The organism is Natrinema sp. CGMCC1.2065 (assembly GCF_051225675.1).
GTDB lineage: Archaea > Halobacteriota > Halobacteria > Halobacteriales > Natrialbaceae > Natrinema > Natrinema thermotolerans.
Map to the genome: position 1 here is coordinate 14,128 of NZ_JBPJSJ010000022.1, position 24,601 is coordinate 38,728.

Here is a 24,601-nt window from a genome sequence, read left to right on the forward strand (position 1 = left end):
TGGTCTATTCGTCGGTCGAGTCGTCGGTTTCGTCGTCAGCGTCGTTGTCCTCGTCGGTGGTGTCGCCGGCGTCGCTCTCGTCGGAGTCGTCACCGCTCTCGGTCGCGTCATCGTCGTCGGCAGCGTCCTCGTCGTCCGGCGTGACCTCACTGATCGCATCGCCCAGCGAGGTCTCGAGGTCGCCGCTCAGGAACGCCGAGATCCGGTCGTGGATCGCGGAGACGTGGTCGGGAACCTGTTCAGGGAGGTCGACGGCGGGCCCCTGACCGTTCCGGTCGTCAGCGTCGGCGGCTCCGTTCTCGCTGCCGTTGTCGTGGTCGTCCGCGGATCCTGCGCGGTCGTTCGCAGGGTGGTCGTCGGCAGTACTGTCCGCGCCCGTGTCCACGGACACGGGAGCGGAGCCGGGTGCCGCGGCGGCGAACCCGGTGGCTGCGATCAATGCGGCGAGTGCGACTGCGATGATGGTCGTTCGGTTCATAGCTCGCATCCGACTCTCGGCGGGTCGACGCACTTGAAGGGGTGATGCCGTGAACGCGCTTTGCCGCCGTTTTCGGGAGTTTGACCGACGGTTTCGCCCGTTTGTGCCCGGTTTACCGCGATCCGAGTGCCGGGGGGTCGGCGACACCCGGGCGACTCCGGCGCGACGACGGGACGGCGCGTCGCGCGACACGTGCCGCCGCCTCGAGCGGGCCGACCGACGGCTCGGGACGGGCGATCGAGCGGAGTGTCCAGCGATGGCTGCCGAAGACACAAACGGCTTTGCTCGTCGCCGGCGACGAGGAGGTATGGCCGATATTGCTGCCGAAATCGTACTATTCGACGGCTTCGACGAACTCGATGCGATCGGTCCCTACGAGGTCCTCCGGAACGGGGCCCAGGCTGGCGCGTCGCTCGAGACGCGGCTGGTGACCCTCGCGGAGACGGATCCCGTGCGGGCGAGCCACGGGCTCCGCCTCGAGCCCGACGGGACGCTTGGGGAGCCGGATCTGCTGCTCGTTCCCGGTGGCGGGTGGACGACCGAGGGCGGCGTCCGGGCGGCCGTCGAGGACGGTGCGCTCCCCGAGGCCGTCCGCGAGCGCTACGACGACGGGGCGACGATCGCCTCGGTCTGTACCGGCGCGATGGTGCTTTCCGCGGCCGGGATCCTCGAGGGCCGACCGGCCGCGACCCATCCCGTCGCCGTCGACGACCTCGCGGCCACCGCGGCGACCGTGGTCGACGAGCGGGTCGTCGACGACGGCGACGTCGTTACGGCCGGCGGCGTGACCTCGGGGATCGATCTGGCGCTGTGGCTGCTCGAGCGGGAGTTCGGCGGCGAAATCGCAGAGGCGGTGACCGCGGAGATGGCCCATGAGCGGCGCGGCGACGTGTTCGGATTGGAGTGACCGCTGGGAACGACCGACGAGAGGCGTCCTGCTACCGTGGCAACACTGAGTAGCCACGCCCTCTCCAGCCGATTTCTCCGCACGGGTGCGATGCACCCGTTCGGACGGTTCGCGGGACCTGCAGTTCCGCGCTAACGCTCGCTCCGGAGTCGCTCGCTCATCCCTCGCACAGTATCGTCAGCAGCCCTCACTGTCGTTCGGGCGGCTGACAGCGCGCGCCACCGCACAGAGTAGCCACTGCTCACCGCGTCGTGCCAAACGGCTATCCGTCACGACCGGATAGCCTGGGTCACATGAACGCAGTGTTGTTCGATATGGACGGCGTGTTGGTCGATAGCGAGGACTATTGGGTCGAGTTCGAGCGCGAGGAGATCTTTCCCGCGACCGTCCCCGACGCCGAGGTCGACCTGGCCGAGACCAGCGGGATGAACTTCCGCGATATCTACGACTACCTCGAGGCCGAGTACGGGACGGCCATCTCCCGTACGGAGTTCGTCGCACGCTTCGAGGCTGCCGCCGAGGAGATCTACACCGAGCGGGTCGCCCTGCTCGATGGTCTCTACGATCTGCTCGCCGAACTGGACGACCGCGGGGTCGACACGGCGCTGGTCTCCTCGTCGCCCCACGACTGGATCGACATGGTCCTCGAGCGATTCGACCTCGAGGGGGCGTTCGACCGCGTGATCAGTGCCGACGACATCGACGCGGCGAGCAAGCCCGAACCGGATGTCTTCGAGTACGCGGCCGCCGAACTCGGCGTCTCGGCTGCGGAGTGCGTCGTCGTCGAGGACTCCGAAAACGGGATCGAAGCCGGCGACAGAGCGGGCGCGACCGTCGTCGCCTACCGGATCGCTGCCCACGGCGACATCGACCGCTCGAGAGCCGACGCTGTCGTTGACTCGCCCGCGGCGCTCCGGGACCGCCTGCTCGAGGCCGTCACGACGTAGCCGTCGACCCGGGCCGACATCGACGCCCCGAGCCGACCCTCGAGATAGGTCCGAACCCGACGCGTCCGAATTCCGGTTTTGGGCGGTTGAAATAGCTATTTTCGCGGAGAAACGAATAGCGCGGGCGCAAGGTTTAGTAGGCGAGCATATAACTCTCCTGTAATGACGCTCTTACCGGTCGACACCGACGTCCTGGAAGACGTCTGTCGGAATATCGCCCAGGACAACTACGGATTTATCTACGTCTCCGATCAGAAAGGCGAGATCAAGGCAGCCTACGAGAGCGCCGACGTCGGCCTCGTCAACGCGCGGTCGCTGTCCTCGAGCGATCTCCACGAGGCGCTGACCGAGCTGGCGGCCGCTGAGTTCGTCGATCTCGAGCAGTTGCGCGACGGCGTCTTCTACGTCGATCCGTTCGGCGTCAAGGGGAACATGAACATCACGCGGGAGCTGACCAACCTGTTCGGGCAACGGCTCGTCGTCACGGGGGAGACGCTGCGCTCGCGGTTCTCGCTCGCCATCGACGATCTGGACTTCTTCGCCGACGAACTCGCCGAGCGCAACTATCTTCGGCGGATCACCGCGGGCAAGCGCGACTACTACACGATCGGCCCGCAGCTCAAGGAACACGCCGACGACGTCGGCCTCGACTCCCGCCTCGAGCGGGAGGCCTCGAACGGAAAGATCGCCCACAGCGACCTCGAGAGCGTCATCGACGTCGACGCGACCGCGGACGTCATCCGCTATCTCGACCGGGAGGGGTACATCGTCGACCTCGACGGGGAGTATCTGGTCGAGGAAGCGATCGACGAGTACGCCCAGTATCTCGCCGTGGAGATCGAAGACGCGATCGAGGCGGAGTTCGAGGACTCGAGCTACGTCCTCCGGACCGGTGAGTTCGAACAGGTCGTCGAGAACGAGATCGACAGCCGGTTCGACGTCCTTTCGACGGCCCGCAGCGTCCGCGGGGAGATCCTCGAGGGGTCCCGCGAGACGCTGGTCGACCGGCTCGGGCTCGAAGAGGGGCGGGAAATGGTCGAGGCGGTCGGCCCCTTCGAGGACGTGGTCGAGGACCACGCTCGGCGGATTCTCACGGATCTGAAGGCCGAACAGGACCAGCTACCCGGGACGCTCCCGGAGTGGGTCGAATTGGCCGAGGACCACGTCGCGGAACTGCAGGTCAGCAACGCGACTGCCGTCAACGAGTACGTCCGCGACGCGGTCCGGGAGCGCTACCGGGACCTCGTTAACGAGGAGGAGTTCGGCGGAATGGCAGCGTAAGACAACGGGAGTGGAACTCAATACTATGTCTCAAAAGTACGAATTCGAACGCATCGAAAGCGACGGACGGGAGTACGTGATCGCCGATCCGGTCAATCAGACGGCCGACCCGGTTCGGCTCGACGCTCGCTGGATCGAAGGTGACGACGTCGACGGGGAATGGGAACGAGCGATCCGGGCGATCATCAAGACGGATCTGCTGGGGTCGATGGAACTGAAGGAGGGCAACGGACGGATCGACCGCCGGCAGGCGATCGAGACGTTGGCCGCGGCCAGCGACGACGAGGGCGATATCGTCACCAGCGAACAGCAGGCCGAGGCGTTACTCGAGTTCTTCGCCGAGGAGGACATCGTCGACCTGCAGGGCGGGCAGGTCGTGATGCTTCGCAACCCGAGCGACGAGCCCGATGAAATAAACGGTCGGATGATCCTCAACTGGGCGGCCGCGATCGACGCCTGCGTCGAGAAGATCACCGAGACGATCGACCGGGTCGAGAGCGCCAAGGAGAAACTCGAGAACCGGATGGCCGACATCGACCAGGAGTCGGGAACGATCGACGAACACTTAGAGGAGACCGCTCAGGAACTCAAGAGCCTCGGCGACGGCCCCGGCGTCCCGCAGGACCCCGCGGAACTCCCTCAGGACGAACGCGAACGCTTCCAGCAGCTCAAGCGGAAGCTGATCTATCACAAGAAGATGAAGGAGGCCGATCAGGAGAACCTCGCCGAGAAAGTCGAGAGCGGGGCCGACCGGCTCGCCGACAACATCGAGATGCTCGAGTCGGCCAAGACGACGCTGGCGAACAAGCGCGAGCAGGTCCGCACGCAGGCGCTGAAAAAGCAGACGTTCCCCGACGAGGCGATGAACATCGTCGACAACATGGGTGAGCTAACGACCCAGCTCGCCGGCGTGGGCGGCATCGAGGAGGAAGTCGAAAACACCGCCGACCACGAGCTGGACGCGATGGTCGACGACGTCCTCGGCGACATCGAGAGCGTCGGGGAAACCGCTCAACAGACCGCCGGCGAGGAGGTCGCGGAGACGGACCAGGAAACGAGCGAACTCGAGATGTCGTAGGATGCGTGGGGACTCGCTACTGGGTGGCGTTCGTCGGATCGACGAGCAGGGAGAGCGGCTGCTGTCCCTGCGGACGTTCTCGGGTCCCGAGCCCGCGAGACGGGTCGAGATCGCGATGGACGCGCTCCTCGATCTCGCCGAACTGCTGCGTGCCGGGGCGCCGTTTCCCCCGCGACTCGAGTCCGACGTGGCGGCGCGGACCGTCGACGCGCGTCCCGACGGCGGTTCCCGGGTTGGCGAAACGAACGGGGACGCCGACCGCGAAGACGCCCTCGTCCGGCGGGTCCTCGAAGCCGAGTACGTTCGCGGGGCGACGACCATCGAGGGGTTCGACGACGCGACCGCCGACCGCATCGCAGCCGCGGACCGGATCGAAACCGCCGATTCGCGGGTGATCGTCCCCCTATCCCGGACCGTACCGTACGCCCTCAACTGGCGGCCGGTCATCGAGACGCTGCTCGAGCGACTCGAGGGGATCCGATCGGCCTTTGGGCGGGTTCGGGATCGAGTGCGGGCCGCGGGGATCGACCGGCCGTTCGCGGCCGGGTGCGAGGCGATCGTCGCGATGCTCGAGTCCCTCTCGCTGGTGATAGGGCGGGCGGACGCCGGGGGTCGGTACGTCCGCGACCGGACCGACCAGCGACAGGACGAGTTACTGTCGACGATCGAGGACGCGACGACGCAGCTACGGGGTGACGAGAATGCTTAACCTGACGCCAATACTGAAACGAGATCAGCCGACGTCACGCATCAAGATCGGAGCCAAGAAGGTCGGGCCGAACACCGACACCATCGAGATCCGTCACAACGACCGGCGTGCGTTCTTCTACGTCGAACCGGTCGACGACTCGATCGTCGACGGGATCGGGAACAAGGTCCGAATGCACCGGAACGTCAGGACGGTGTTCGGCGGGATCGATCGGGGCACGGACTTTCTGGTCGACCCCGACGCGACGAAACGCGACGTCGTCGAGTGTTCGTCCGCGAAGATCCACACCAGCGAAATCGCGCCCGACGACCTCGAGCCGTTCCTCCGGGAGAACGATTACCTCCTCCACCGAATGGAGGAAGTCGTCCCGAAAGGCGACGACCTGGCGACCTTCGAAGTCGCGGCGATGGAGCCGACGGACTACGCCACATTGCGGGTCACGCCCAACACCGACCTCGAGTTCATCGATGCCGGCGAACTCCGGGAACTGCGCGCGACTCGGACTGCCCCGGCCCGGGGCGGTCCGGGGCCCGGCGGCTCCGGACAGGACGGCGAGGGCGACGAGGAGGTACAGGTCTCCCTCGAGCCGAAGAAGCCGACCGTCAGCTTCGCGGAGGACGTCGCCGGGTTACCGGAAGTCAAGCGCACGGCGGAGAACCTGTTGGCGCTGTTCGATCCCGACGTCCGCGACGAGGTCGTCGAGCGATACGGCGACGAGTTCGCCTCGCGGGGCAACAGCATGCTACTCTATGGCCCGCCGGGCTGCGGGAAGACCCTCATCTCCGAGGCGATCGCCTACGAGGCCAAGTACAACTCGAACATCGAGGAGAGCTACGGCGAGGTCAAGTTCTTGGAGATCAAGGGCAGTGACGTCCTCTCGAAATACTCCGGCGAGTCGGAGAAACGCGTCGAAGCGATCTTCGAGAAGGCCCACGGGATCGCCCAAGAGGGATTCGCGGTCCTGTTTTTCGACGAGGTCGATACCCTCATTCCCGATCGGGGCGACGATTCGCTGCAACGGCACGAACGGTCGCTGACCAACGCCTTCCTCCAAGAGATGAACGAGATCGAGGACAACCTGCTCGTGATCGGGGCGACGAACATGCCCTTTACCATCGACCCGGCCGCGACCCGCCGGTTCCCGATCCAGCAGTTCATCCCCCAGCCCGACGAGACGGTGATGGCCGAGGTCTGGCAGAAACACCTCTCCGAGATGGCCGACACCGACGGGATCGAGTACGAGCGACTCGGGGCCCGCTCGGAGGGGTACACGCCGGCCGAGATCGCCGACCGCGTCCTGGGGAGCGAACTCCAGCGGGAACTCGTCGAGAGCGTTCACCTCCCCGACCGCGAGCCGATCGAACCGGACACCGACTACTTCCTCGAGCGGCTGGCCGAGACCGAGCCCAAGACGATCCGCCAGTACGTCGCGAGCGTCCGGACCCAGATCGACGACCTCGAGGGGTATCCCGAACTCAAGCGCTACGTCGAGGACCAGGCCGAGCGGTTGGACATGCGCCTGGGTTCGGAGCCCGCGTCGCTGGGCGAGTTACTCGGCGACGGCGGTGCCGAGGCGGAGCCGACAGGTGGCGGTGATGATGCCGACGGGACGACCGAGACGAACCCGGCGTCGTCCGAGTCGGTGCCGATAGACGTCTCGGAGCCGGAGGACGCCGCTGACGGCGAACGCGGGGGTGACGGCGATGAGTGACGGCTACCGACAGGTCGGCTCCTTCGAGAGCGGGCGCGTCGACGCCGTCGGCGTCGGCGACGGAGCTATTGCTGTCGGGATCGGCGAGCGGGTCGTCCTCGTCACGGGGAGTGACCGCGTCGAGATCGATCACGGCGAGCGGGTCGTCGACGTCGCGCTGGCCGATCGCGTCCTCGTCCTCTCGGCGGACGCGCTGACGATCTACTCCCGGACGGGCGATCGGATCCGGCAACAGCCGGTCGCGGACGCCCACGCGATCGCGACCGTTCCCGACGAGGGGCTCGTCGGTGTCCTCGGTCCCGATCGGCTCCGGGCCGTCGACGTCGCGACCGGCCGCGAGCGGTTCGACGTCGAGCGCACGCGGCCGGGCGGCCCGGCCGACGACGGTCTGCTCGGGACGCCCGCCGGCTTCGTGATCGCGACGTGGTCGTTCCTGACCCGGATCGGGACCGACGGCGAGGTCGGCTTCGATCGCAACCTCGAGGCGGTCGTGCGGAGCCTGGGTCGTTGCGGTGACGCCGTCGTCGCGGCCTTGCAGAACGACCGGCTCGTCTCGGCCGACCTCGAGACCGGCGAGGAGCGCTGGCAGACGGCGCTTTCGGCCGACCACGTCGCGCCCGTCGGGGAGTCGTCGGTGCTGGTGACCACCGGAGACGGCATCCGTACGGTCGATCCGGACGGTGAGACGGCGTCCGTTCCGGGGCTCTCGAGCGGCGACGGCTACGCGACGGCCGACGGCTCGCTCGTCTGTTCGATCCGGGATGGAACCGTCGCGACGCACGTCCACAGCCGCGATCGACTCCGCCTAACGGTCGCGACTGACGCCGTCGGCGTCGGGGCAACGATCGACGTCGAAGCGACCAACGCGACCGACCGGGAACGACGTGTCGATCTCGCTGCCGCCGTCGACGGCGCGACGCTGTCACCGAGCGAGCGGACGGTGACGCTCGAGGCGGGCGAGACGACGATCGTCGACTTCCCGGTCGAAGCGGTCCGCTCGGAGGGCGAGCGGACGATCGAACTCGCCGTGGACGGCTCGGTCGTCGAACGCGCCGCCGTCGAACTCGACGACGCGGCCAGCGGGGGGATCGCCGTCGAGACCACCCTCGACGTGACGGCCGTCGATCACGGTGTCGCCGAACTCGAGGTCACCGTCGAGAACGTCGGCGGCGTGGCCCTCGAGGGGGTCCGACTGCTCGAGACCGATGCCGGGACCGAGTCCCTCGAGCCCGGCGGAACGTGGACGGGGATGGTCACGCGTCCCTACGAACCCGACCGGCGGGTTTCGATCGGGCTCGAGGTCGCCCGCGGGGAGCGGCGGCGGGAGTACGCACCGACGTGTACGCTGCCGCCGACACCGACTGTCGACGTCGAGGCCGACGGCGACGCGGTTCGCGCGACCGTCGATACCGATGGCTCGGTGACGGTCGTCGACCGGCTCGTGATCGAACTCCCCGGCGCGGGCCGGGTTCGGACCGAGGTGACGATCGAGCGCGACGAACTGCTGCTCGTCGTCCCGCAGTTCGACGAGGGGACCGCCCGGATCGGGTTCGAGTCGCTCGACGTCGACGAGCGACTCCGGCTCTCCGGCGGCCCAGCCACGTTCGCCAGTACTTCGGGGATCGGCGGCTCTCCGGCGGCCGGTCGAGACCGGACTCGCGCCGAACCGACGCGGAACGACCGCTCGGCTGGGTCACCCGTCTCCCGCAGCGAGTCGCCGGGCCGGGAATCCACTGCCTCCCGCAGCGAGGACGAGCGACACGAGTCGACCGAATCCGCCGCTGCTACCGGTCTCGACGACGAGTCCGACGCGGCGTCCCCGACCGCTGAGTCGGACACGACGCCCGCGACCACCAAGGCCGACGCGACTCCGACGGCTGCCGAGCCGGATACGGGTTCGCGAGCGCGCGACGGGACGGGCGACGCCGACACCGTTGCGGGCAACGATGACCGAGACGGGGAGTCCGGGCTGGTCGCGACGCGGCGACTCGAGGGCGACTCCGCGCCGGTCGGTCACGCCGTTCGCGATCGGATCGAACTCGCGAACGAGGGTGATTCGGCGATCGAGGTCGCCGTGGAGATCGGCGACTCGACGGCCGATGTCGGTCGGCTTGCGGCCGGCGAGCGGACGACGCTCGAGCGATCGGTAGCGATGCTCTCGGGCGCGGAAACGACCGTCTCTCCGGCCACGATCAGCGTCGACGGAACGGTCAGCGAGCGGCTCGAGGGTCGGTCGATCGCCGACGCCGACGGCGGCATCGCCGTTCGCGCGACGGTCGATCCGGTCGACGGGAGCGTCGTCGCCGAACTGGTAAACCGCGACGACCGGCCCCGCCGGGTCGACGGCCTCGAGATCGGCGATCGATCGGTGTCCGTGGACGCGCGGCTCGCGGCCGGCGAGCGGACGACCGTGACCGGCGGGCTCGACGGCTGGACCGGGACGGACGCGGCCACGCTCGAGGGGACGGTGACGGTCGCGGACGAAAACGGAACCACCCAACGGGTCGATATCGTCGCCGCGGTCACGTCGGATGCCGGTGTCGAGGCCGATGACGACGACGGCGATCCCTTCCGGATCGCGATCGGATCGGGGACGCAGGTCGCCGGCGAGTACGGCACCGTCGTCCTGGTCTTCGAGAACGAGGCCGACCGGCCGCTGTCGGACGTGGCGGTGTCGGCCAGCGGCGAGCCGATCAACGACCTGTTCTACTCCGAAGCGCGTCGCGAACGCCTCGAGCCCGGCGACCGGATCGAACACTTCGTCGACATCGAATCGGGCGTGTCGTCGCCGTCGTTCGAGGCGACGGTCCGGTACGCGGTCGACGGTGACGATCGCGAGGCCGCCGTTCGCGCGGCCGGTCCGGCGACCGACGACGAGGCCGCCTGGACCGACGACCACCGTGAGCGCTGGTCGGTCGAGCGCGTCGAAAACGAGTCCGCAACGCCGGCCGTCCCGTCGGCGCTGTCCACGCCGTTCCGTCGCGAGTGATCGCCGCCGTTTTCCGATGCGAATCGCCGCGCGAGCGTCGCCGCCGGTCAGACGAGGAAATCGCCGCTGACCGACGCGCGAGCGTCCCGGAGGTACTGGTACGTGCCGCGTGCGGTGCGGACGACGATACCGATCACGAGGAGGCCGTACATCCCGGTCGCGCCGAGCAGTGACCATCGGGTTAGCTCGAGCGTGGCGGTCCGATCCGCGTACTCCGATTCGACCGCTTCGGCGCGGCTCGTCTCTCCCGCTCGCTCGAACGTCGCCGTCGCGTTCTCGTAGGCGGCGTTCATCTCGTCGACGCGATCGGTGTAGGCGTCGTACTCGGCCGGGTTCAGGAGCAGCGGCTGGCCGGCGACCGTCACGAACTGCTCGGAGTGCATCGTCTCCCACGTCTCGTCGGCGCGCTGGCGGGCGCGCTCGCCCTCGGAGACGGCCTGCGTGTAGTTCTCGAAGGCCGATTGTGCCTCCCGCTCGAGCGCCGTCGCCCGTTCGTCGTCGCCCTGCAGCAGGGTGACCCGGGCGAGCTTTCGCTTGGTCGTCGCCTCCTCGATCAGCGAGACGTCCTCGGACTCGAGGCGCGACTCGTAGTACTGTGCCTGCTCCTCGATGCCGGCGTCGAGATCACTCTCGGCCGCGGACAGCGCCGTCTCCGTGTCCGAGCGGAACGCCGCGTCGTCGAGTTCGTCCGCGTAGAGTGTCATCGTGTTGTACGCGGCCGCAGCCTGGACGATGTCCTGCTGGGCCTGATCGTACTCGCCGGCGCTTTGCCGCTCGCTCGCGGCGTCCATCGACTCGAGGTACAGCGACGAGGCCGTCCCGAAGGAGATCACGTTCGTGATGCTGTCGTCCTCGATCTCGCCGTTGCGCATCCGCGTATCCATGGTCTCGATCATCGAGAGCGTCCCCTCGGCGACGGGACCGTCGTAGGCCCCGACGTCGTTCCGGACCGGATCGAGGTTCAGCGGCACCGGCGACGCAGTGACCGTTACGGTCTCCGCCTCGACGCCGGTCCCGTCGACGGCGTACGTCCACTCATAGGTGGTCCCCAGCTCCGCGTCGGTGTCGAACGCGGCCTGGAACACTACCGGCCGGGACCCGCCGGCGTCGAGCCGCGACGGCGCTTCCTCGATCGTCAGCCAACTGTCCGGCCCGTCCTCGAGCGTTATCTCGAGGTTCTCGACGTTCTGGTAGCCCAACGCTTCTCCCATCGACGCCGTTTGGCGGCTGCTTTCACCGATCGGAACGTCACCGATGTCGATCCGATCGGGGGCATCGAGCTGCGTCTCGTGTTCGATACGGACGGTGCCGTCGTAGCTCGCGTCCGTCGTATCGATGTCGCTCGCTCTCGCGACCCCCGAAATGTCGTAGACCCCCTCGCTGAGGCCGGTGTCCGCCGTGACCGTCAGTTCGACCGTCTCGGTCGACTGTCCGTCGACCGTCCCGGGCTGGTCCGCGACCGAAACGTCGAGGCCCCCGTTCGACGTCGACGCCGTCACGCTCTCGAGGTCCATCTCGAGGTCACCGTCGTTTTCTACGTCGAGGTCGATCGTCTCCGTGATCGTCGCCGTCGATCCCCGCGGCTCGTCGAACGTCACCTCGGCGTCGTCGAGTTCGACGTCGCCGAACCTGGGCGGGTAGATGACTTCTCCCTCCACGTCGACGGTTCGGGCCGCGTTGCTGTCGGATACGAGTTCGACCTCCCACTCGAGGTCCTCGTGCTGAGCGGCGTCGTTGTCGACGGTGGCGGTCCACTCGAGCGTTCCTCCCGTTTCGTAGACGCTCAAGCTCGCGTCCGGATCGGAGCTAACGACACTCGCACTGACGTCGCCCAACGATCCATCGCCGCCGATCTGCTCGATACCGACCGACCCGGACGCCTGCTCACCGACGAGTATCTCGCCGGTATCGAGCGGTTCATCCTCGAGGCCGGCGATCGGGGGCCGGTCGACCTCTATCATCCCGGAATCGTCGGGGGTACTCACGGTGATCGTTCCGCCGCTCGCGTCGTCGTCCGCGCTGATCTCGAGCGTGATATCCCTAGAGCTTTCGGCGGGCACGGTATCACGGCTCTGATCGACGTTGATACCCGACGGCGACGAGACATCGACCGAGACGGACTCGTTTCCGGTGTTGTCAACCGTGACCGTCGTCTCCGCCGTGTCCGTTCCGACCGTGACCGACCCGTCGTGGACGGTGACGGTACTCTGTGCAGCCGCCGGAGCAGTGGCGACCGCTAACCCGGCGGCGAAGACGACCGCGAGAAACAGTACCCGTCTAGACATCGCTCTCACCTACCGTAACTACGGAGCCGACCTGTGCGGCCTCGTACGTCCGTCGCCAGGCGAAGAGCCGCCCGGCGACGATCGTTCCCAACAGCCCGACGACGATGCCGTAGCCGATCAGGATCGCGGCCGACGCGGTCGCGAGCGTCGTTCGCGCCTCGTCGACCTCGGCGCTGGCGTTCGCCAGTTCCGCCTCGCGGTCGGCGAGTCCGTGCTCGGCCGCCCGCTCCTGGGCGCCATCGAGTCGACTGGCGGTCGCTCGCGCGTCCTGGTACGCCGCGAACGTCTCGAGACCGTTGGTACTGATCGCGGCCTGGACGTCCGTACAATCGGTACAGCCCTCGAGGAACGTGGTGGACGCGTTCCCGGCTGTCGCGATCGTTTCGCGGTCGCGGTCGTACTCGGCGGCCAACCGCTCGGCCTGCACCCGGAACTGGGACGCCTCGTCGGGCATGTCGGCCCGCTCGTAGGCGGTCGCGGTTAGCTCGAGTCGCTCGAGTCGCTCCGGCGTGCGGTTCGTCGCTTCGGCCTCCTCGTAGAGGCCGTCGCCGAGCCGCTCGTAGAACCGCGTCAGCGCGAGGTCGGCGAGCGTCGCTTGCGTCTGGTCGTACTCCTCGAGGTCCTCGATGTGTGCGCTGGCGTTCTCGGCGGCCGCGAGGCTGGCCTCGTACTCGCCCTCTTCGGCGCGGACGTAGGCCCGATCGAACGAGCGGAGCGTCCCGAGGACGGCGTCGAACTCGGCGCGTTCGGCGGCGCTGAGATCGCCGGTGACCTGCGTCTTGGAGACGGCAAACGTCCGGACCGTCTCCAGCTCGTCGTACTCCTCGTAGGCCTCGGTCCCCTCCATCGATCGGAACGTCTCGAAGTACCCGTTCGCGGTCCGTTCCTGTGCGGTCGCAGTTCCCCCCAACAGCGGTACCGTCGCGGCGGTCGCGACGAGCAGCGCCGTCAGTAGTATCGTCCGTTTCCGTTCCTGTGTTGGCATCTCTAGAACACCGTCCGTGAGAGTCGTTCGCGGAGCGCGTCGCGCTCGAAGAGGCCATCGACGGCCTCGAGCAGCAGGAGGGCGGCGTAGATGGTCGCGATCGCCTCCTCGCCGCGGCCGGCGTCGCTGCCCAGTTCCCAGGCGTGGCGGACCATCTCCTCGGCCGGTGCCGCCTCCGAGACCGTTCCCCGTTCGGTCTCGACCCGGCCGGTGACGTCCTCGTAGCGGTCCTTGAGCGCGTTGCGCTGGGTCATCAAGTCGGACTCGAGGCAGTCGATGACCGCCGCGGGGTCGCACTCGCCGTCCCACTCGAGGCCGGGATCCGGCATATCGGCACAGGCCGCGAAGAGGTCGACGTTTCGCTTGGTCGTCATCGCGTCGTTGATCGCGTCGATCGACTTCGCCGCGGCGGCGAGCAGCGAGTCCGCGACCGCGTCGGGGTCGGTCTCGCCGTGGGTGAAGTGGTGGCCGGCCTCGGGCAGCGTTTCGACCGCCTCGAGCATCGACTCGACGACCGACCCGTAGTATCGCGGGATCGTCGTGTCCCGGCCCGCGTGGTCCGACAGCTCCCGGATCCGTCCTCGGAGCTGGTCGACCCGCTCTCGCTGGGCCGCGGACAGCGACCACGTGAAGGTCGCGTCGACCTCGGCCGTCGCCGACCGGTCCTCGCGGACGGTCAGGATCGACTTCCCGCCGTCGAAGATGTCGTCGCGACCCGCCGGCGGCGAGATCTCGGCCCGGTACTGGCCCACCAAGAGTCCGTCGCGCGTTGCGACTCCGTCGTCGCCGGTTCGTAACGTAATCGTCCCGTACCGCTCGCGAAGCACCTGCTCGCGCGGGCTGAGCCGGAGCGGCGTCGAGCCGACCGGCGCACCGTCGACCCGAGAGCGCAGCCGAACCCGTCCGGTCCGGGGCGCGAGCGCGACCTCGCGGTCGCCGTCCTGCGTGAAGCTGACGGTTTCAGTCCGGTCGTCGTACTTCTCGTGACTGATCTCGACCTCGGTACTCGAGCCGCCGCTGTCGGACTCGAGGGTGACGATCCCGTTCGCGTCCGTCGTGTGTGTCGTACCGTCGTCGCGACGCGTCACCGTCGCACCGGGGATCGGCTCGCCGTCCTCGCGATCGGTGACCGTCACCGTCGCCGGGAACGGCACGGTGAGCGTCACGCTCGACCGTCGCCGGGTGGCCTCGACGGCCTCGGACTCGTGCTGGCCGTGTTTCGCGGCGAGCGTCCAACTCCCCCGCGTCGGAACGCTGATCCGTCCCGTTCCGCCCCTGATCGTCGTGGATTTCGGGTCGGCATCGGGGCTGTCCGCCAGCCGGTAGCCGATCTTCGTCCGTCCGTCCAGCGGGCGGTCGCCATCGGTGACTGTCACGTCAATCGTGTAGCCACCGGTCGAGCCCGTCGCTCTGCCGGCCGGGAAGCCGACGTAGTAGTAGGTCGCCGGTGCCGACACCGTCCCGAGGACGACGCCGACGAGGGCGACCGCGTGGTCTGGCAGGCTTAGCGGCCATAGGCCGCTACCGACCGTTACAACGAGTCCTAGCGCAGCCGCCAGTGAAAATCCGACGGCGATGACGCTGGTGATCTTGAGTCGATCTCGCGTCCACTCCTCGCGGAACCGGAAGGCCCCGTAGCCGACGGCGGGCCCGATCAGTCCCGGTACCAGAAGCAACACGCCGAGAGACCCGACCTCGAGTACCGATCCGAGGAATCCGGACTCGTCTCCGCCGTCGGATTCCTCGGCGGCGTTGTTCTCCTCGGGGTCGGCCGGGGCGGCCGAAAGCTCGACCGTTCCGACGCCCGCGTTCGTCCACAGCGTGAGCGTGTCGTTCTCGGTCACCGTGGCGTTCTCGAGCGCGAATCGGCCGTCTTCGATCGTTCCGCTGCCCTCGAGCGCATACGCCGCAGTGTCGTTCGTACTCGCGTCGACGACGGCGTTGGTCACGGTGAGACCGTCGACGCCCTGCTCGAACGCGACCGCCGACCCGTCGTCGACGATCGTCGCGGTGAGGTCGAACGACTCGAGCGAGAGTTCCGGATCGTCGACCAGTGTGCCGTCGGCCGAGGTGACGGTCGCATCAATCTCGCTCGCTCCCGCGAGCGCCGAGAGATCGATCTCGCCGGGATCGACCGGTGTCGCGCTGTTGTTGACATACTGGACCCCGTCGCCGTCCTCGACTGCGACCTCGTACTCGGTGTCCGTCTCGAACAGCGGGTGCCAGAGGACGAGGCCCTCGTCGGTGTCGCGCAGAGCCGGCACGAGCGTTCGCGTCGATTCGTGGTCGGCGATCGAGACCTCGAGTTCGATCTCAGTACTCGGGCCGACCGCGTCGACGAGGGCCGACTGCGGGATCGTCAGCTGAGTCCCGCCCGCTCGGACCGCGGCCTCGAGATCGGTGTCACCGGCGGTGACGGTCACGCTGTCGTTCTCCGTGATTCCCTCGGTACCGGTCCGCTCGAGCGGGAGGACGAGCCCCGACTCGTCGTCGAACCAGACTGGCGCGTCCGCCGCGAGCGTCACGGTGTGGAGGTCGACCGTGTCCTCGTAGTTCTCGCCGCCGGCGGTGACTCGAACGGTCGCGCCGACGAGCGACGCATCGTCGACCCCCTTAGTCAGGTTCTCGATCGGGACATCGGCCGTGCCGCCACTGACCGAGGCCGTCTCGTTGCTCCCGGTGGGATCGACGAGCCCGACGGTCACGTTGTCGAACTCGCCCTCGAGTCCGCTCACGTCGATCTCGACGTTCCCGTCGGCCCGGGTAATCTCTACGTCACCGCCGTCGTCCTGTACCGCTGTCGCTGCCGCGGCCGCGACCGGCGTTACCGCCGTCCCGGCGACGACGAGCGCCAGGATGAGAGCGACGAGCGCGCGACCCGCGCTCGAGCGACCGTTGGTAGTGAATGCCAGCGCCGTCATACTCACTCCGCGTTCCGTTCAACGTAGCTCTCGAGGTTGTCGACGATCCGATCGAGCTGTGTGGTCGTGAGGTCTGCACCGCCGCCGCGGGACTGGCCGGCGAGGCTCTCGCCGAGCATCTCGAAGTCGTCCCAGGAGTGATCGAGCAGGGGATTCAGGTCGAATCCGCCAAGCAGCAGGAGGACGTCGACGTCGCTGCCACGTCCTCGCTTTGGCGTCAGGCTGGCCTGGCCGGCGACGTTGATGCCGTGTTTTCCGGTCCAGTCACGGAACGCCTCGTAGACCTCCGGCTCGGTGATCTCGCCGTCGTCGATCATCCTCTCGGGCGCGCGAACGATGGCATAGGCCGCCGCCGTCGTCTCTACGTCCATGGGGACGAAGGTCCCCTCGGCCGCCTGATCGAGCATGTACTCGAGTTCGTAGACGGAGCCGTTGAGGCCCGTCGCGACGGCGGGCGTGAAGTGATAGGCGTCCATCTGGGACGGGATCGTGACGTAGTCCTTGATGTCGATGACGCTGCGGGTCTCGCGGCCGGCCCCGATCATCAGATCGATCGCCGTGATGATCGCGTCGTTGATCGAGTCGTACTGGTCGCCGGCCCCGTTTTCCTCGTCGTCGAGATGCGAGTTCGACGCGAGCAACACCATGTCGGCGTTCTGCTCGTCCTCGTCGGTCCGGAGCAGTCGCGAGAGCCCACAGACCGCGTTGAAGTGCCGCTGGGGCTGCTCGTAATAGTACGGCCAGACGCCGAACGCGGCGTGGATCACGCTGTCCATCCACTCTTGGGCGGCGTTGTCGTCGTCCAGATCGCGCAGTCCGTCCTTGAACTGGTCGATCACGTACGGGATCGACCCGTTGCCGGTCCCGCCGCCGAGCGTCGCGACGTGCATGAACGCGTCGCTCGTGCCGAACTCCGTGATCCGGTTGACGATCCGGTCGAGGTCCTCGCGCGCACAGGCCTCCCCGTTCGGGAAGAAGTTGCCGGCCCCCTGCTGGGAGCCGAACTCGAGGGCGTGGGACTCGATGACCGCCTCCTCGTCGGTGGTGTTTAACTTCGCTTTGAGCCGGTCGATCGTGTTTCGCAGGTCGGCTCGGTTGGTGTTCATCACGAGGATCCGATCGTCGATCCCCGGGTTCTCGGTCCGGTCGAAGAACTGCGATGCGATGCGTCCGCCACCCTCTCCCGAGGCGATGACGCTCCATCTCGTAAACGTGTCTGTCTGTGCCATAGGTTACTCCAACTCGATCGCGTCGCCGCTGGTCGTCACGCTGTACTCCTCGCCGACGTCCGCGATGACCGCCCGGATCACCGACTGCGGGACCGGTGCCGTCAGGAAATTCCGCTCGAGTTCGTCGAAGGACAGCCGCTCGCCCGGCTCGAGGTTGTATCTGACCACGTTGGTCAGTTCGCGCTCGAGCTGATCACGCTCGAAGACGACGATCTCTCCGTCGTCGGTCTCCGTCGCATCGTAGCCGTCGGTTTCGGCCCAGACGGCCAGCAGACAGGGCGCGTGTGACGATCGGACCGGCAGGTCCATCGTCGTCGAGACGTGGCCCTCGTCCGCGAACAGTTCCTCGAGTCGCGGTCGCAGCTCCGACAGATGCTCGCTCATGTCCGCGTCGGTGTCGGAACAGACCCGCTCGCGGAGGCTCTGTTCGGTGAACTCGACATCAATGGTCACATCGTCGTCGACTCGAATCGATCGCTCGATCGGCCCGAACGCGTCGTCGCCCGGCTCGGCCTCGAGCGTGTGGTCGCCGGCCGGCACGTCCGCGAACGACGCCGTCCCGGCGACCCGGGTCTCGACCGTCGCGGTCTCGTCGTATCCCGCACCCGACAGCGACAGCGTCGCCGTTCGTTTCTCGCCGCCGCGCTCGTAGGCCACGTCGACCGTGAGGTCGTACGTCTCGACGTCGCCGCGCCGGAGGACCGGCACGGCCGGATCGAACTCGACGGCCTCGTTGCGCCGGTAGTAGAGCCCGAGGAACTCGTCGGCGTTGCGCACCGGCAGGTCGTCCGCGCGGACCTCGCCCGACGCCTCGAGTTCCGCCTCGATACTGTCGGCGACGTCGTCGTAGGCGTCGACGACGGCGGCCTTGGTGTCGGCCGTGTCGACGGCGTCGGCCAGCCGGCCCGCGACGTCTCGCCAGCGGTCGGTGAACCGATCGAAGTCCTCGATCGCCTCGAGGTCGCCGACGAGGTCGTCGTCGAGCAACGCCGGCTCCGCGTAGTACCCCGGCGGCAGCTCCGCCCGCCGGAGCGTCTCGACGTCGGTCTCGAGGTCGCGTTTCATGGCCGCGACCATGTCGAGACAGGCCCGCCGGAGGTCCGCCCGACGGCGGCTCACCTCCGAGAGGTCGAGCGCCGAGTCCATCCCGGTGACGGCCGCTTCGACCTCCTCGACCGTCTCGAGGTACGCCGCGTCGACGTGGGTCGCGACGCCGGTCTCCTCGACGGCCTCGACCAGCGTCAGCACCGCGTCTCGCTCGGCGTCGAACGAGCCGGAGAACTGGTCTCGCAGTCGGTCTCGGGCCTCGAGAACCGATTCGACCGCCGTGTCGTACTCGTGGCGGTCGACGGCGTCGGCAGCGGCCTCGAGTTCGCGCTCGATCGCGTCGGCGTCGTCCGGCCGCTGGCCGCCCCGCCCCATCTCGCGGACGGTTTCGATCGCCGCGTCGACCGTCTCCGCGGCGACTGTTCGCCCGGCCTCGAGGTCGTCGCGACACGCCGGCACGGCCGCGTCCTCGGCCGGCCGTTCCAGGGCCGCATCGCGGCTCGCGAGGTCGACGTCCTCGAGCCGGTCGAGGGCGTCCTCGATCCGGTCCAGTTCCGCGGTCGCGAACGATCGGAACTCGGCCTCGGCGTCGCCCTCGAGTCGGTCGATCTCGGCCGAGAGCGCCTCGAAGGCCTGCACGTCGGCGTCGCCGACGCCGTTCAGATCGAACGCGCCCGACCGGAGATCGAACTCGACGCCCTGTGCGCGGAAGTCGCCCGCGATCGACTCGAGCTGTGCGTCCGCGGTGAACTCCCAGTCGGGGTAGCGTTCGCGGAGGTCGTTCAGTTCGCGGACGGTCTCCTGGAAGTCCTGTGCGACGGTCCGTCCCCGCTTGCGGACGTACTGTTGCTCGCTCGTTCCGCTGCCGGCCACGACGCCGCGAACGTACAGCGCGATTCCGCCGATGATGAACAGCGGCACGCCGCCCAGGACGACCCAGACGGCGACATCGGAGCTGGTCGAGACGAACACGCCGGTACCGATCGCCGACGAGATCACGACCAACGCGCCGATCACGAGCGCGCTCTTCAGGTTGGCGTTCATCGGATCACCTCCAGCAGTTCGGGCCCGACCACGACCGAAAGCACCACAGCACCGGCGACCGCCAGCACGAGCCCGACGAGCATCGGTATCAGTGCGGTTTTCCGATCGTAGGAGACGTTCCGACTCAGCTTGATGGCCTCCTCGACGCGCCGCGCGGCGACGAGCGGGACCGCTACGCCGGCCGCGACGCCGACCGCGAGGCCGGCCGCGAGCGAGCCGAACGTCGTCGTCCGAACCGTCGATTTCGCCTCGGATCGCTCGGCCGCGACGGCCTCGCGGTACTGTTCGACCGCCGTGTCGGCCGCGGTCCGCTGTGCGCTCGCGTTCGTCCGGACCGCCGCGAGCGCGGCCATCGATCCGCTCGAGTCGCCCGTCCGTTCCAGGAGGTCCTTGGTGAGGTCGTTCTCCGAATCGGTCATATTTCCGTACGCACTATCGAGCCGTTGCAGTTCCGTCTCGGCGGCGTCGGGGTCGGCGTCCCCGTTCTCGATCGCCGTCGTCGCGTTCTCCAGCGCCGCCGTCGCGTCGGCCAGCGATGTCCGGGCGCTCCGGTACTCGTCGACGCTGCCATCGTCTATTCGCTCGAGCGGGTCCGCCTCGGCGTCGGTCGCCGCTACCGTGGCGGTCAGTCCGCCGGCGTCGTCTGCGTCGAGGTTGACGTAGTCGGCGAATGCGATCTCCTCATGACCGGTCCCAGTGATCGCGACGGTGTAGACGACGGTATCGCCGTACTCGTCGCTCACCCGCTCGACCGCAAACCCGTCTTCGTCGCCGACCTCGTCGGTGTCGAGCCACTCGCTCTGATAGGGCGTGTCGCCGTTACAGTAGGCGAGGTCGAACGTCGAGCCCTCGTACAGCGTCTGGTCGTCGGCGGTCCACTCGCCGTCGACGTCCCCGACGACGGTCGGCCCGTCGGCGCCACAGTCGACGTCGGTCGCACCGACGGAGCCCGAACCGACGGCGAGGGCCGCACACAGTACCACCGCGAAACACGCGAGTCGCCGCGTCGCCGTCATTGTAATCGCCCCTCGAACTCCCGGTTCTTGTACCAGTAGGTCGCGCCGCTGGCGATCGCGGCCCCGAGCCCGGCCCCGAGGAGGACGCCGCCGACCGCGATCGTGAGCGACTGCTCCGCGAGCGCGGTCGCGTCGGTGGCCTCGGACGCCGCCTCGGTCGTGGCGCCCACGTCGATGCCGGCCGCCGCGCCCGTCCCTGCGAGGAGTCCGGTCCCCGCGACGACGAAAAGGAGACACAGCACTGTCCGTCGGCGACCGATCATGCGAGCAACTCCTCCGTCTCTTCCTCGTAAGCGTCGGCCGCCGCCTCGATGTCAGCGAGCCGGTCGATGTCCTCGCGGCGGTAGGTCAGCAGCGTCGTCACCGACGCGAGGTTCCGGTCGCTCATCGCGACGCCGATGTTGACCTCGCTGAGGCCACAACTGCGCTCGAGGAACTCCTTGACCGTCCCGATCTCGACGCTGTTGCCGCCGGCCCCGAGGTTCGATTTCGGGGCCCTGATCAGCGAAATCGCCTTCTGGGCGTCCTCGACGTCGGCCTTCGCGAGCGTTTGCTTGGCCGCCGAGAGCCGAGACAGCGCCGCGCTGTCGATGTCGCGTTTGCCGACGAACGGGAGCAAATAGCCCGGTAGCGACTTGGTCATCGTTACCGAGCGGCCGATCGCGGCGTAGCCCGGCGTCGACTCCTCGCCGGCGACGCCGAACGACAGCGACGTCACGATGTCCCGCACGTCGATGTCCGGCGTGTCGATCCCCTCGACCGCACTGGGATCGACTCCGCTCAACACCGGTCCGGCGACCATGTCGTAGACCGACGCGGCGACGTAATCGTTGTACTCGCCGAACTCCCCGCCCGCCGAGTCGAGATAGGAGATCCGCTGGTTGTCGACCAGCACGATCCCGTCGACTTCGTCCTCGAGGCGATCGAGGCCGTACCGGGCGTTCCAGGCCTGCCGACCGGGGCTGGGTCCGTCCCCGTCGCCCGGCCCGTCACCGTCGGCCGAGCCGCGCGTGTTCGGCAACACCGCGATCGCGACGACCTTGGCCCGGCCGTCGGTAAACGCCTTGATCTCGCGGGCGAGATGCGGGCCGATTCCGCAGCCGGTGCCGCCCCCAAGCCCGAGACAGAGGAACGCGAACTGGACCGTCCCCGATCCCGCCGGATCGGTCGTCGGCGCAGGGTCGGGATCCGGCGGCGTGTCTTCGGCGTCCTCGTCCTCGAGCGGCGCTTCGTCCTCGAGCGACTCGTCGAACTCGTCCTCGGCCGGGTCGTCGAACGGATCGTCGAACGAGCCCGCGGACCCTGACTCGAACTTCTCGCCGAGGATCGTCTGTATCTGCGGGGCGTGTTCGGCCATCACCTCGTCGGCGTCGACGGGGTTCCGACCGAACCCGCCCGTGACCATCTCCTCGAATCCCGCCTCAGTGCCCTGGACGAGCCCGTGTTGCTCCGCGATACCGTACTGATCTTCGGGCGGGACGTTCGAGAGGTTCTGCAGGTCCCGCATCGTCGAATTGAACACCAGCGGCCGGCCGACCGTCGAGATGTCGGCCGAGTCGAACAACCCAAGCAGCGAATCGTCGGTGTACTCGAACACCGAATCGACGATGGCTCCCCCCGCTTGTCCGGCCCCAACGAACAGGTACGTCATCTAACTATCAAAACCCATCTTGTTCGACTCCAAATGTAATTATCGGATCGTACATGTCTTATCAATCGGGTAACTCGAGTATCGTACAATAAAGGTAATGGCCCGCGATGAGGCCGTTTCCGGCAACCGTTTCCCGTTGCAATAACTTTCAGATACTCACCATATTCTTCTATCTATCTGGGTTTTATAATTCCAATTATTGTGTGGGGAATAATCGGCGGTTCCCGGCCGAGGTCCACAACACGCCAACGAACCGACCCGGTCGGGAGAGACGCGGCGTCGCTCGTCCGCAACACCCGCTACCCGCGGAGTCGACGGAGCATGACGCTGTACTCGTTTCGCTCGTAGAGTGCCTCGACGTGGTCCAGTACCTGATCGGCCGCCCCACAGAGGCCGGCCGCCCGCATCGGGTCCTCGCGTTCGGCGCGCTGGGCCTCGTCCCGGAGATCGTCGGCCAGCGAGAGGAAGTGCCGCGGAATGGTGTGGTTGTGATCGGCCCTGACCTCGACGTATTCGCGTTCGATGGCGTCGATCCGCTCCTCGATCTCGGCGACCGACCGCCCGAGGTCCGCTCCGCTGTCATCACCCAGCGAGCGGGACAGTCGCGGTAACAACGTCCGATCGTAGAACGTCGACTCCTGATACATTGCGTACAGTTGGACGTCCGTAACGCCGTCGCGCTCGAGCATCGCCTCGAGTTCCCGCACCCGATCCGCGAGGTGCCGGTAGACATCGCCGTCCTTGCGCCCGAGTTCGTCGTCGATCGCGTCCAGACGCCGACGCACGTCGCGCTCGCCGATGTCGGCGACGATAGCCCGCAGGTCCGCGTAGGCGTCGAGGGAATCGACCGTCGAGCGCAACACCGACTCGACGCCGTCGGGGTCGGACTCGCTCAACGTCTCGAGCAGTTCGCGGGACTGGGACGACTCCGGTCGGACGGTCCGCTCGAGGTCCGCGGCGGTCGACGCGACCGACGTCTCGGTCGTTCGCGTCGCGTCCGGGTCCTCGAGTACGACGGCCCCGCTCTCGAGGGCGTCCGCGAGTTCCGCGGTTCGGTCGGCGATGTCGCCCGTCCGGAAGGTGACTGCGTCGCTTCGGTCGGCCGCGCGACAGACCGTCTCGGCCGCGGTCCGCATCCGCTCGTACTCCCGCTCGGACCGTTCTAACTCGGCTTCCGTCTCCGAGAGTGCCGCCTCCGTTTCCGCGAGTTCGGATTCGATCGCCGACGATTCACCGCCCTCGAGAACGCGGTCGAACACCGGTTCGAGACCGTCGGCGATCGCCCCTTCGCGGACGGACAACGTACGTTTCGCCGACTGGAGCTGTGCGTCCGCCGTCGGATCGTCGATATCCTCGACGGCGTCGACGACGGCCCCCGCATGCTCGAGCCGGTCGACCGCGTCCTCGAGGACGTCCTCGAGTCGATCTTCGTCGGGATCCGGATCCGAGAGGACCCGACACAGTTCGTCGGCGATCGGGTCGGTCGGTCGCGTTCGCGAAGTGACGTCGTCCGCGACCGTCGTCACCGGATTTGTCGCCGTCTGAGGCGACTCATTGCCGTCCTCTCGAGCGGCCGCGGGTTCGCCGCCGCTCTGCTCGGTGACCGCTGACGGGCCGGAATCCCGATCCGCCGTTGGCTCCGTGCGATCCGTCGCCCTCTGTGTCCCCCGTCGGTTCGGGTCGGTTCCGGGGCCACGGCTCGAACCGGGATTTTTGATCTCCCGAACCCGTTGGCGGACCTCGGAGACGACCTCGTCGACGGTGTCCGTCGCGATCGAACTGATCCTGGTCGACTCCCCGCCTGCCGTCTGGATCTCGAGTTCGGTGAACGTCCCGTCCTGATGGGAGCGGACGCCGGTCACCTGATCGTAATAGATCTCCTCGTTGGTACCGCCCCCGGACCCCGACCGCGTTTCCATGTTATACCTCGCACCTTTGTTCAGATTGATCGATGTATCGGTAATAACGATAGTCGTGTTGTGGTACGTATCGGACGGACTGACAAGCGGTGGTGAATTTCCGGAGTTGTACGTCAAATTGTATAACTCTGCACTGTCGACTTCGATACCCCGTCTCGCGTTCCGCTCGGATTCGCCGATGAACTTCTGGATGAGCGGTTCGTACTTGTTGTTGATCTCTCTGACGCCCCAGTACCAGACGACGATGCCCCCGATCAGTCCGAGTGCGATGAACGGTCCGATCGCTTCCATGGCCGCTCCGACGATCGTAAACACGACCGTCACGCCGATGATCACGCGCCACGGCGACCACCCCGCCCTCCACCGGAGATTGTTGATGTCCGCTGCCATTATACAGCGAACGA

The 24,601-nt window shown here is 67.6% G+C and carries 17 protein-coding genes; 7 read left to right on the forward strand and 10 right to left on the reverse strand.

What is annotated here, in order from left to right; genetic code table 11:
* Positions 1 to 4: 4 nt before the first annotated feature.
* Positions 5 to 478 (reverse strand): hypothetical protein, encoded by a 474-nt coding sequence (locus ACSBP4_RS17305; RefSeq protein ID WP_435552953.1) that lies wholly within the window; start codon positions 476 to 478, stop codon positions 5 to 7.
* A 307-nt stretch (positions 479 to 785) separates the two neighbouring features.
* Here ACSBP4_RS17305 and ACSBP4_RS17310 point away from each other — a divergent pair, with 307 nt between their 5' ends.
* The 7 genes from ACSBP4_RS17310 to ACSBP4_RS17340 all read left to right on the forward strand — a co-directional run bounded on the left by ACSBP4_RS17310 (position 786) and on the right by ACSBP4_RS17340 (position 10,100).
* Complete coding sequence (locus ACSBP4_RS17310; protein ID WP_049965109.1) at positions 786 to 1,385, forward strand: DJ-1/PfpI family protein; 600 nt, start codon at positions 786 to 788, stop codon at positions 1,383 to 1,385.
* Positions 1,386 to 1,678: 293 nt separating this feature from the next.
* On the forward strand, positions 1,679 to 2,332 hold the full coding sequence (locus tag ACSBP4_RS17315) for an HAD family hydrolase (RefSeq protein WP_435552954.1): 654 nt from the start codon (positions 1,679 to 1,681) through the stop codon (positions 2,330 to 2,332).
* A 162-nt stretch (positions 2,333 to 2,494) separates the two neighbouring features.
* On the forward strand, positions 2,495 to 3,613 hold the full coding sequence (locus ACSBP4_RS17320; protein ID WP_435552955.1) for a hypothetical protein: 1,119 nt from the start codon (positions 2,495 to 2,497) through the stop codon (positions 3,611 to 3,613).
* Between the two features lie 25 nt (positions 3,614 to 3,638).
* Entirely contained in the window at positions 3,639 to 4,691 is a 1,053-nt protein-coding gene (locus ACSBP4_RS17325) for a hypothetical protein (protein ID WP_435552956.1), read from the forward strand.
* A gap of 1 nt (position 4,692) precedes the next feature.
* Entirely contained in the window at positions 4,693 to 5,400 is a 708-nt protein-coding gene (locus ACSBP4_RS17330; protein ID WP_435552957.1) for a hypothetical protein, read from the forward strand.
* Entirely contained in the window at positions 5,393 to 7,111 is a 1,719-nt protein-coding gene (locus ACSBP4_RS17335) for an ATP-binding protein (RefSeq protein WP_435552958.1), read from the forward strand. Before ACSBP4_RS17330 ends, ACSBP4_RS17335 begins: the two co-directional genes overlap by 8 nt.
* On the forward strand, positions 7,104 to 10,100 hold the full coding sequence (locus ACSBP4_RS17340; RefSeq protein ID WP_435552959.1) for a hypothetical protein: 2,997 nt from the start codon (positions 7,104 to 7,106) through the stop codon (positions 10,098 to 10,100). The genes ACSBP4_RS17335 and ACSBP4_RS17340 overlap by 8 nt, the downstream gene beginning before the upstream one ends.
* A gap of 47 nt (positions 10,101 to 10,147) precedes the next feature.
* Here ACSBP4_RS17340 and ACSBP4_RS17345 read toward each other — a convergent pair whose 3' ends face one another.
* From ACSBP4_RS17345 to ACSBP4_RS17385, 9 genes are all read right to left on the reverse strand, one after another.
* Positions 10,148 to 12,385 carry a hypothetical protein gene (locus ACSBP4_RS17345; protein WP_435552960.1) on the reverse strand — a complete coding sequence of 746 codons (2,238 nt, stop codon included), beginning with the start codon at positions 12,383 to 12,385 and terminating at the stop codon, positions 10,148 to 10,150.
* Positions 12,378 to 13,370 (reverse strand): hypothetical protein, encoded by a 993-nt coding sequence (locus ACSBP4_RS17350; protein ID WP_435552961.1) that lies wholly within the window; start codon positions 13,368 to 13,370, stop codon positions 12,378 to 12,380. Before ACSBP4_RS17350 ends, ACSBP4_RS17345 begins: the two co-directional genes overlap by 8 nt.
* A 2-nt stretch (positions 13,371 to 13,372) precedes the next feature.
* The gene (locus ACSBP4_RS17355; RefSeq protein ID WP_435552962.1) at positions 13,373 to 16,291 is read right to left on the reverse strand and encodes a hypothetical protein; all 2,919 of its coding nucleotides are present in this window, start codon (positions 16,289 to 16,291) and stop codon (positions 13,373 to 13,375) included.
* A gap of 2 nt (positions 16,292 to 16,293) precedes the next feature.
* Positions 16,294 to 17,520 carry a hypothetical protein gene (locus ACSBP4_RS17360; RefSeq protein WP_435552963.1) on the reverse strand — a complete coding sequence of 409 codons (1,227 nt, stop codon included), beginning with the start codon at positions 17,518 to 17,520 and terminating at the stop codon, positions 16,294 to 16,296.
* Positions 17,521 to 17,523: 3 nt separating this feature from the next.
* Positions 17,524 to 19,611 (reverse strand): hypothetical protein, encoded by a 2,088-nt coding sequence (locus tag ACSBP4_RS17365; protein WP_435552964.1) that lies wholly within the window; start codon positions 19,609 to 19,611, stop codon positions 17,524 to 17,526.
* On the reverse strand, positions 19,608 to 20,627 hold the full coding sequence (locus ACSBP4_RS17370) for a hypothetical protein (protein ID WP_435552965.1): 1,020 nt from the start codon (positions 20,625 to 20,627) through the stop codon (positions 19,608 to 19,610). The genes ACSBP4_RS17365 and ACSBP4_RS17370 overlap by 4 nt, the downstream gene beginning before the upstream one ends.
* Positions 20,624 to 20,890, reverse strand: coding sequence for a hypothetical protein (locus tag ACSBP4_RS17375; protein ID WP_435552966.1), 267 nt, complete (start codon positions 20,888 to 20,890; stop codon positions 20,624 to 20,626). Before ACSBP4_RS17375 ends, ACSBP4_RS17370 begins: the two co-directional genes overlap by 4 nt.
* Positions 20,887 to 22,278 (reverse strand): cell division protein FtsZ, encoded by a 1,392-nt coding sequence (locus tag ACSBP4_RS17380; RefSeq protein ID WP_435552967.1) that lies wholly within the window; start codon positions 22,276 to 22,278, stop codon positions 20,887 to 20,889. Before ACSBP4_RS17380 ends, ACSBP4_RS17375 begins: the two co-directional genes overlap by 4 nt.
* Positions 22,279 to 22,577: 299 nt before the next feature.
* Positions 22,578 to 24,587: a hypothetical protein gene (locus tag ACSBP4_RS17385; protein WP_435552968.1), complete on the reverse strand. Its 2,010-nt coding sequence runs from the start codon at positions 24,585 to 24,587 to the stop codon at positions 22,578 to 22,580.
* Between the last annotated feature and the right edge of the window lie 14 nt (positions 24,588 to 24,601).

Coding starts and splice junctions, on each gene's coding strand:
- ACSBP4_RS17375 (WP_435552966.1), bottom strand. CDS start 20,890: ATGATCGGTCGCCGACGGACAGTGCTGTGTCTCCTTTTCGTCGTCGCG.
- ACSBP4_RS17355 (WP_435552962.1), bottom strand. CDS start 16,291: ATGACGGCGCTGGCATTCACTACCAACGGTCGCTCGAGCGCGGGTCGC.
- ACSBP4_RS17330 (WP_435552957.1), top strand. CDS start 4,693: ATGCGTGGGGACTCGCTACTGGGTGGCGTTCGTCGGATCGACGAGCAG.
- ACSBP4_RS17310 (WP_049965109.1), top strand. CDS start 786: ATGGCCGATATTGCTGCCGAAATCGTACTATTCGACGGCTTCGACGAA.
- ACSBP4_RS17305 (WP_435552953.1), bottom strand. CDS start 478: ATGAACCGAACGACCATCATCGCAGTCGCACTCGCCGCATTGATCGCA.
- ACSBP4_RS17340 (WP_435552959.1), top strand. CDS start 7,104: ATGAGTGACGGCTACCGACAGGTCGGCTCCTTCGAGAGCGGGCGCGTC.
- ACSBP4_RS17315 (WP_435552954.1), top strand. CDS start 1,679: ATGAACGCAGTGTTGTTCGATATGGACGGCGTGTTGGTCGATAGCGAG.
- ACSBP4_RS17345 (WP_435552960.1), bottom strand. CDS start 12,385: ATGTCTAGACGGGTACTGTTTCTCGCGGTCGTCTTCGCCGCCGGGTTA.
- ACSBP4_RS17325 (WP_435552956.1), top strand. CDS start 3,639: ATGTCTCAAAAGTACGAATTCGAACGCATCGAAAGCGACGGACGGGAG.
- ACSBP4_RS17360 (WP_435552963.1), bottom strand. CDS start 17,520: ATGGCACAGACAGACACGTTTACGAGATGGAGCGTCATCGCCTCGGGA.
- ACSBP4_RS17335 (WP_435552958.1), top strand. CDS start 5,393: ATGCTTAACCTGACGCCAATACTGAAACGAGATCAGCCGACGTCACGC.
- ACSBP4_RS17380 (WP_435552967.1), bottom strand. CDS start 22,278: ATGACGTACCTGTTCGTTGGGGCCGGACAAGCGGGGGGAGCCATCGTC.
- ACSBP4_RS17370 (WP_435552965.1), bottom strand. CDS start 20,627: ATGACGGCGACGCGGCGACTCGCGTGTTTCGCGGTGGTACTGTGTGCG.
- ACSBP4_RS17350 (WP_435552961.1), bottom strand. CDS start 13,370: ATGCCAACACAGGAACGGAAACGGACGATACTACTGACGGCGCTGCTC.
- ACSBP4_RS17365 (WP_435552964.1), bottom strand. CDS start 19,611: ATGAACGCCAACCTGAAGAGCGCGCTCGTGATCGGCGCGTTGGTCGTG.
- ACSBP4_RS17385 (WP_435552968.1), bottom strand. CDS start 24,587: ATGGCAGCGGACATCAACAATCTCCGGTGGAGGGCGGGGTGGTCGCCG.
- ACSBP4_RS17320 (WP_435552955.1), top strand. CDS start 2,495: ATGACGCTCTTACCGGTCGACACCGACGTCCTGGAAGACGTCTGTCGG.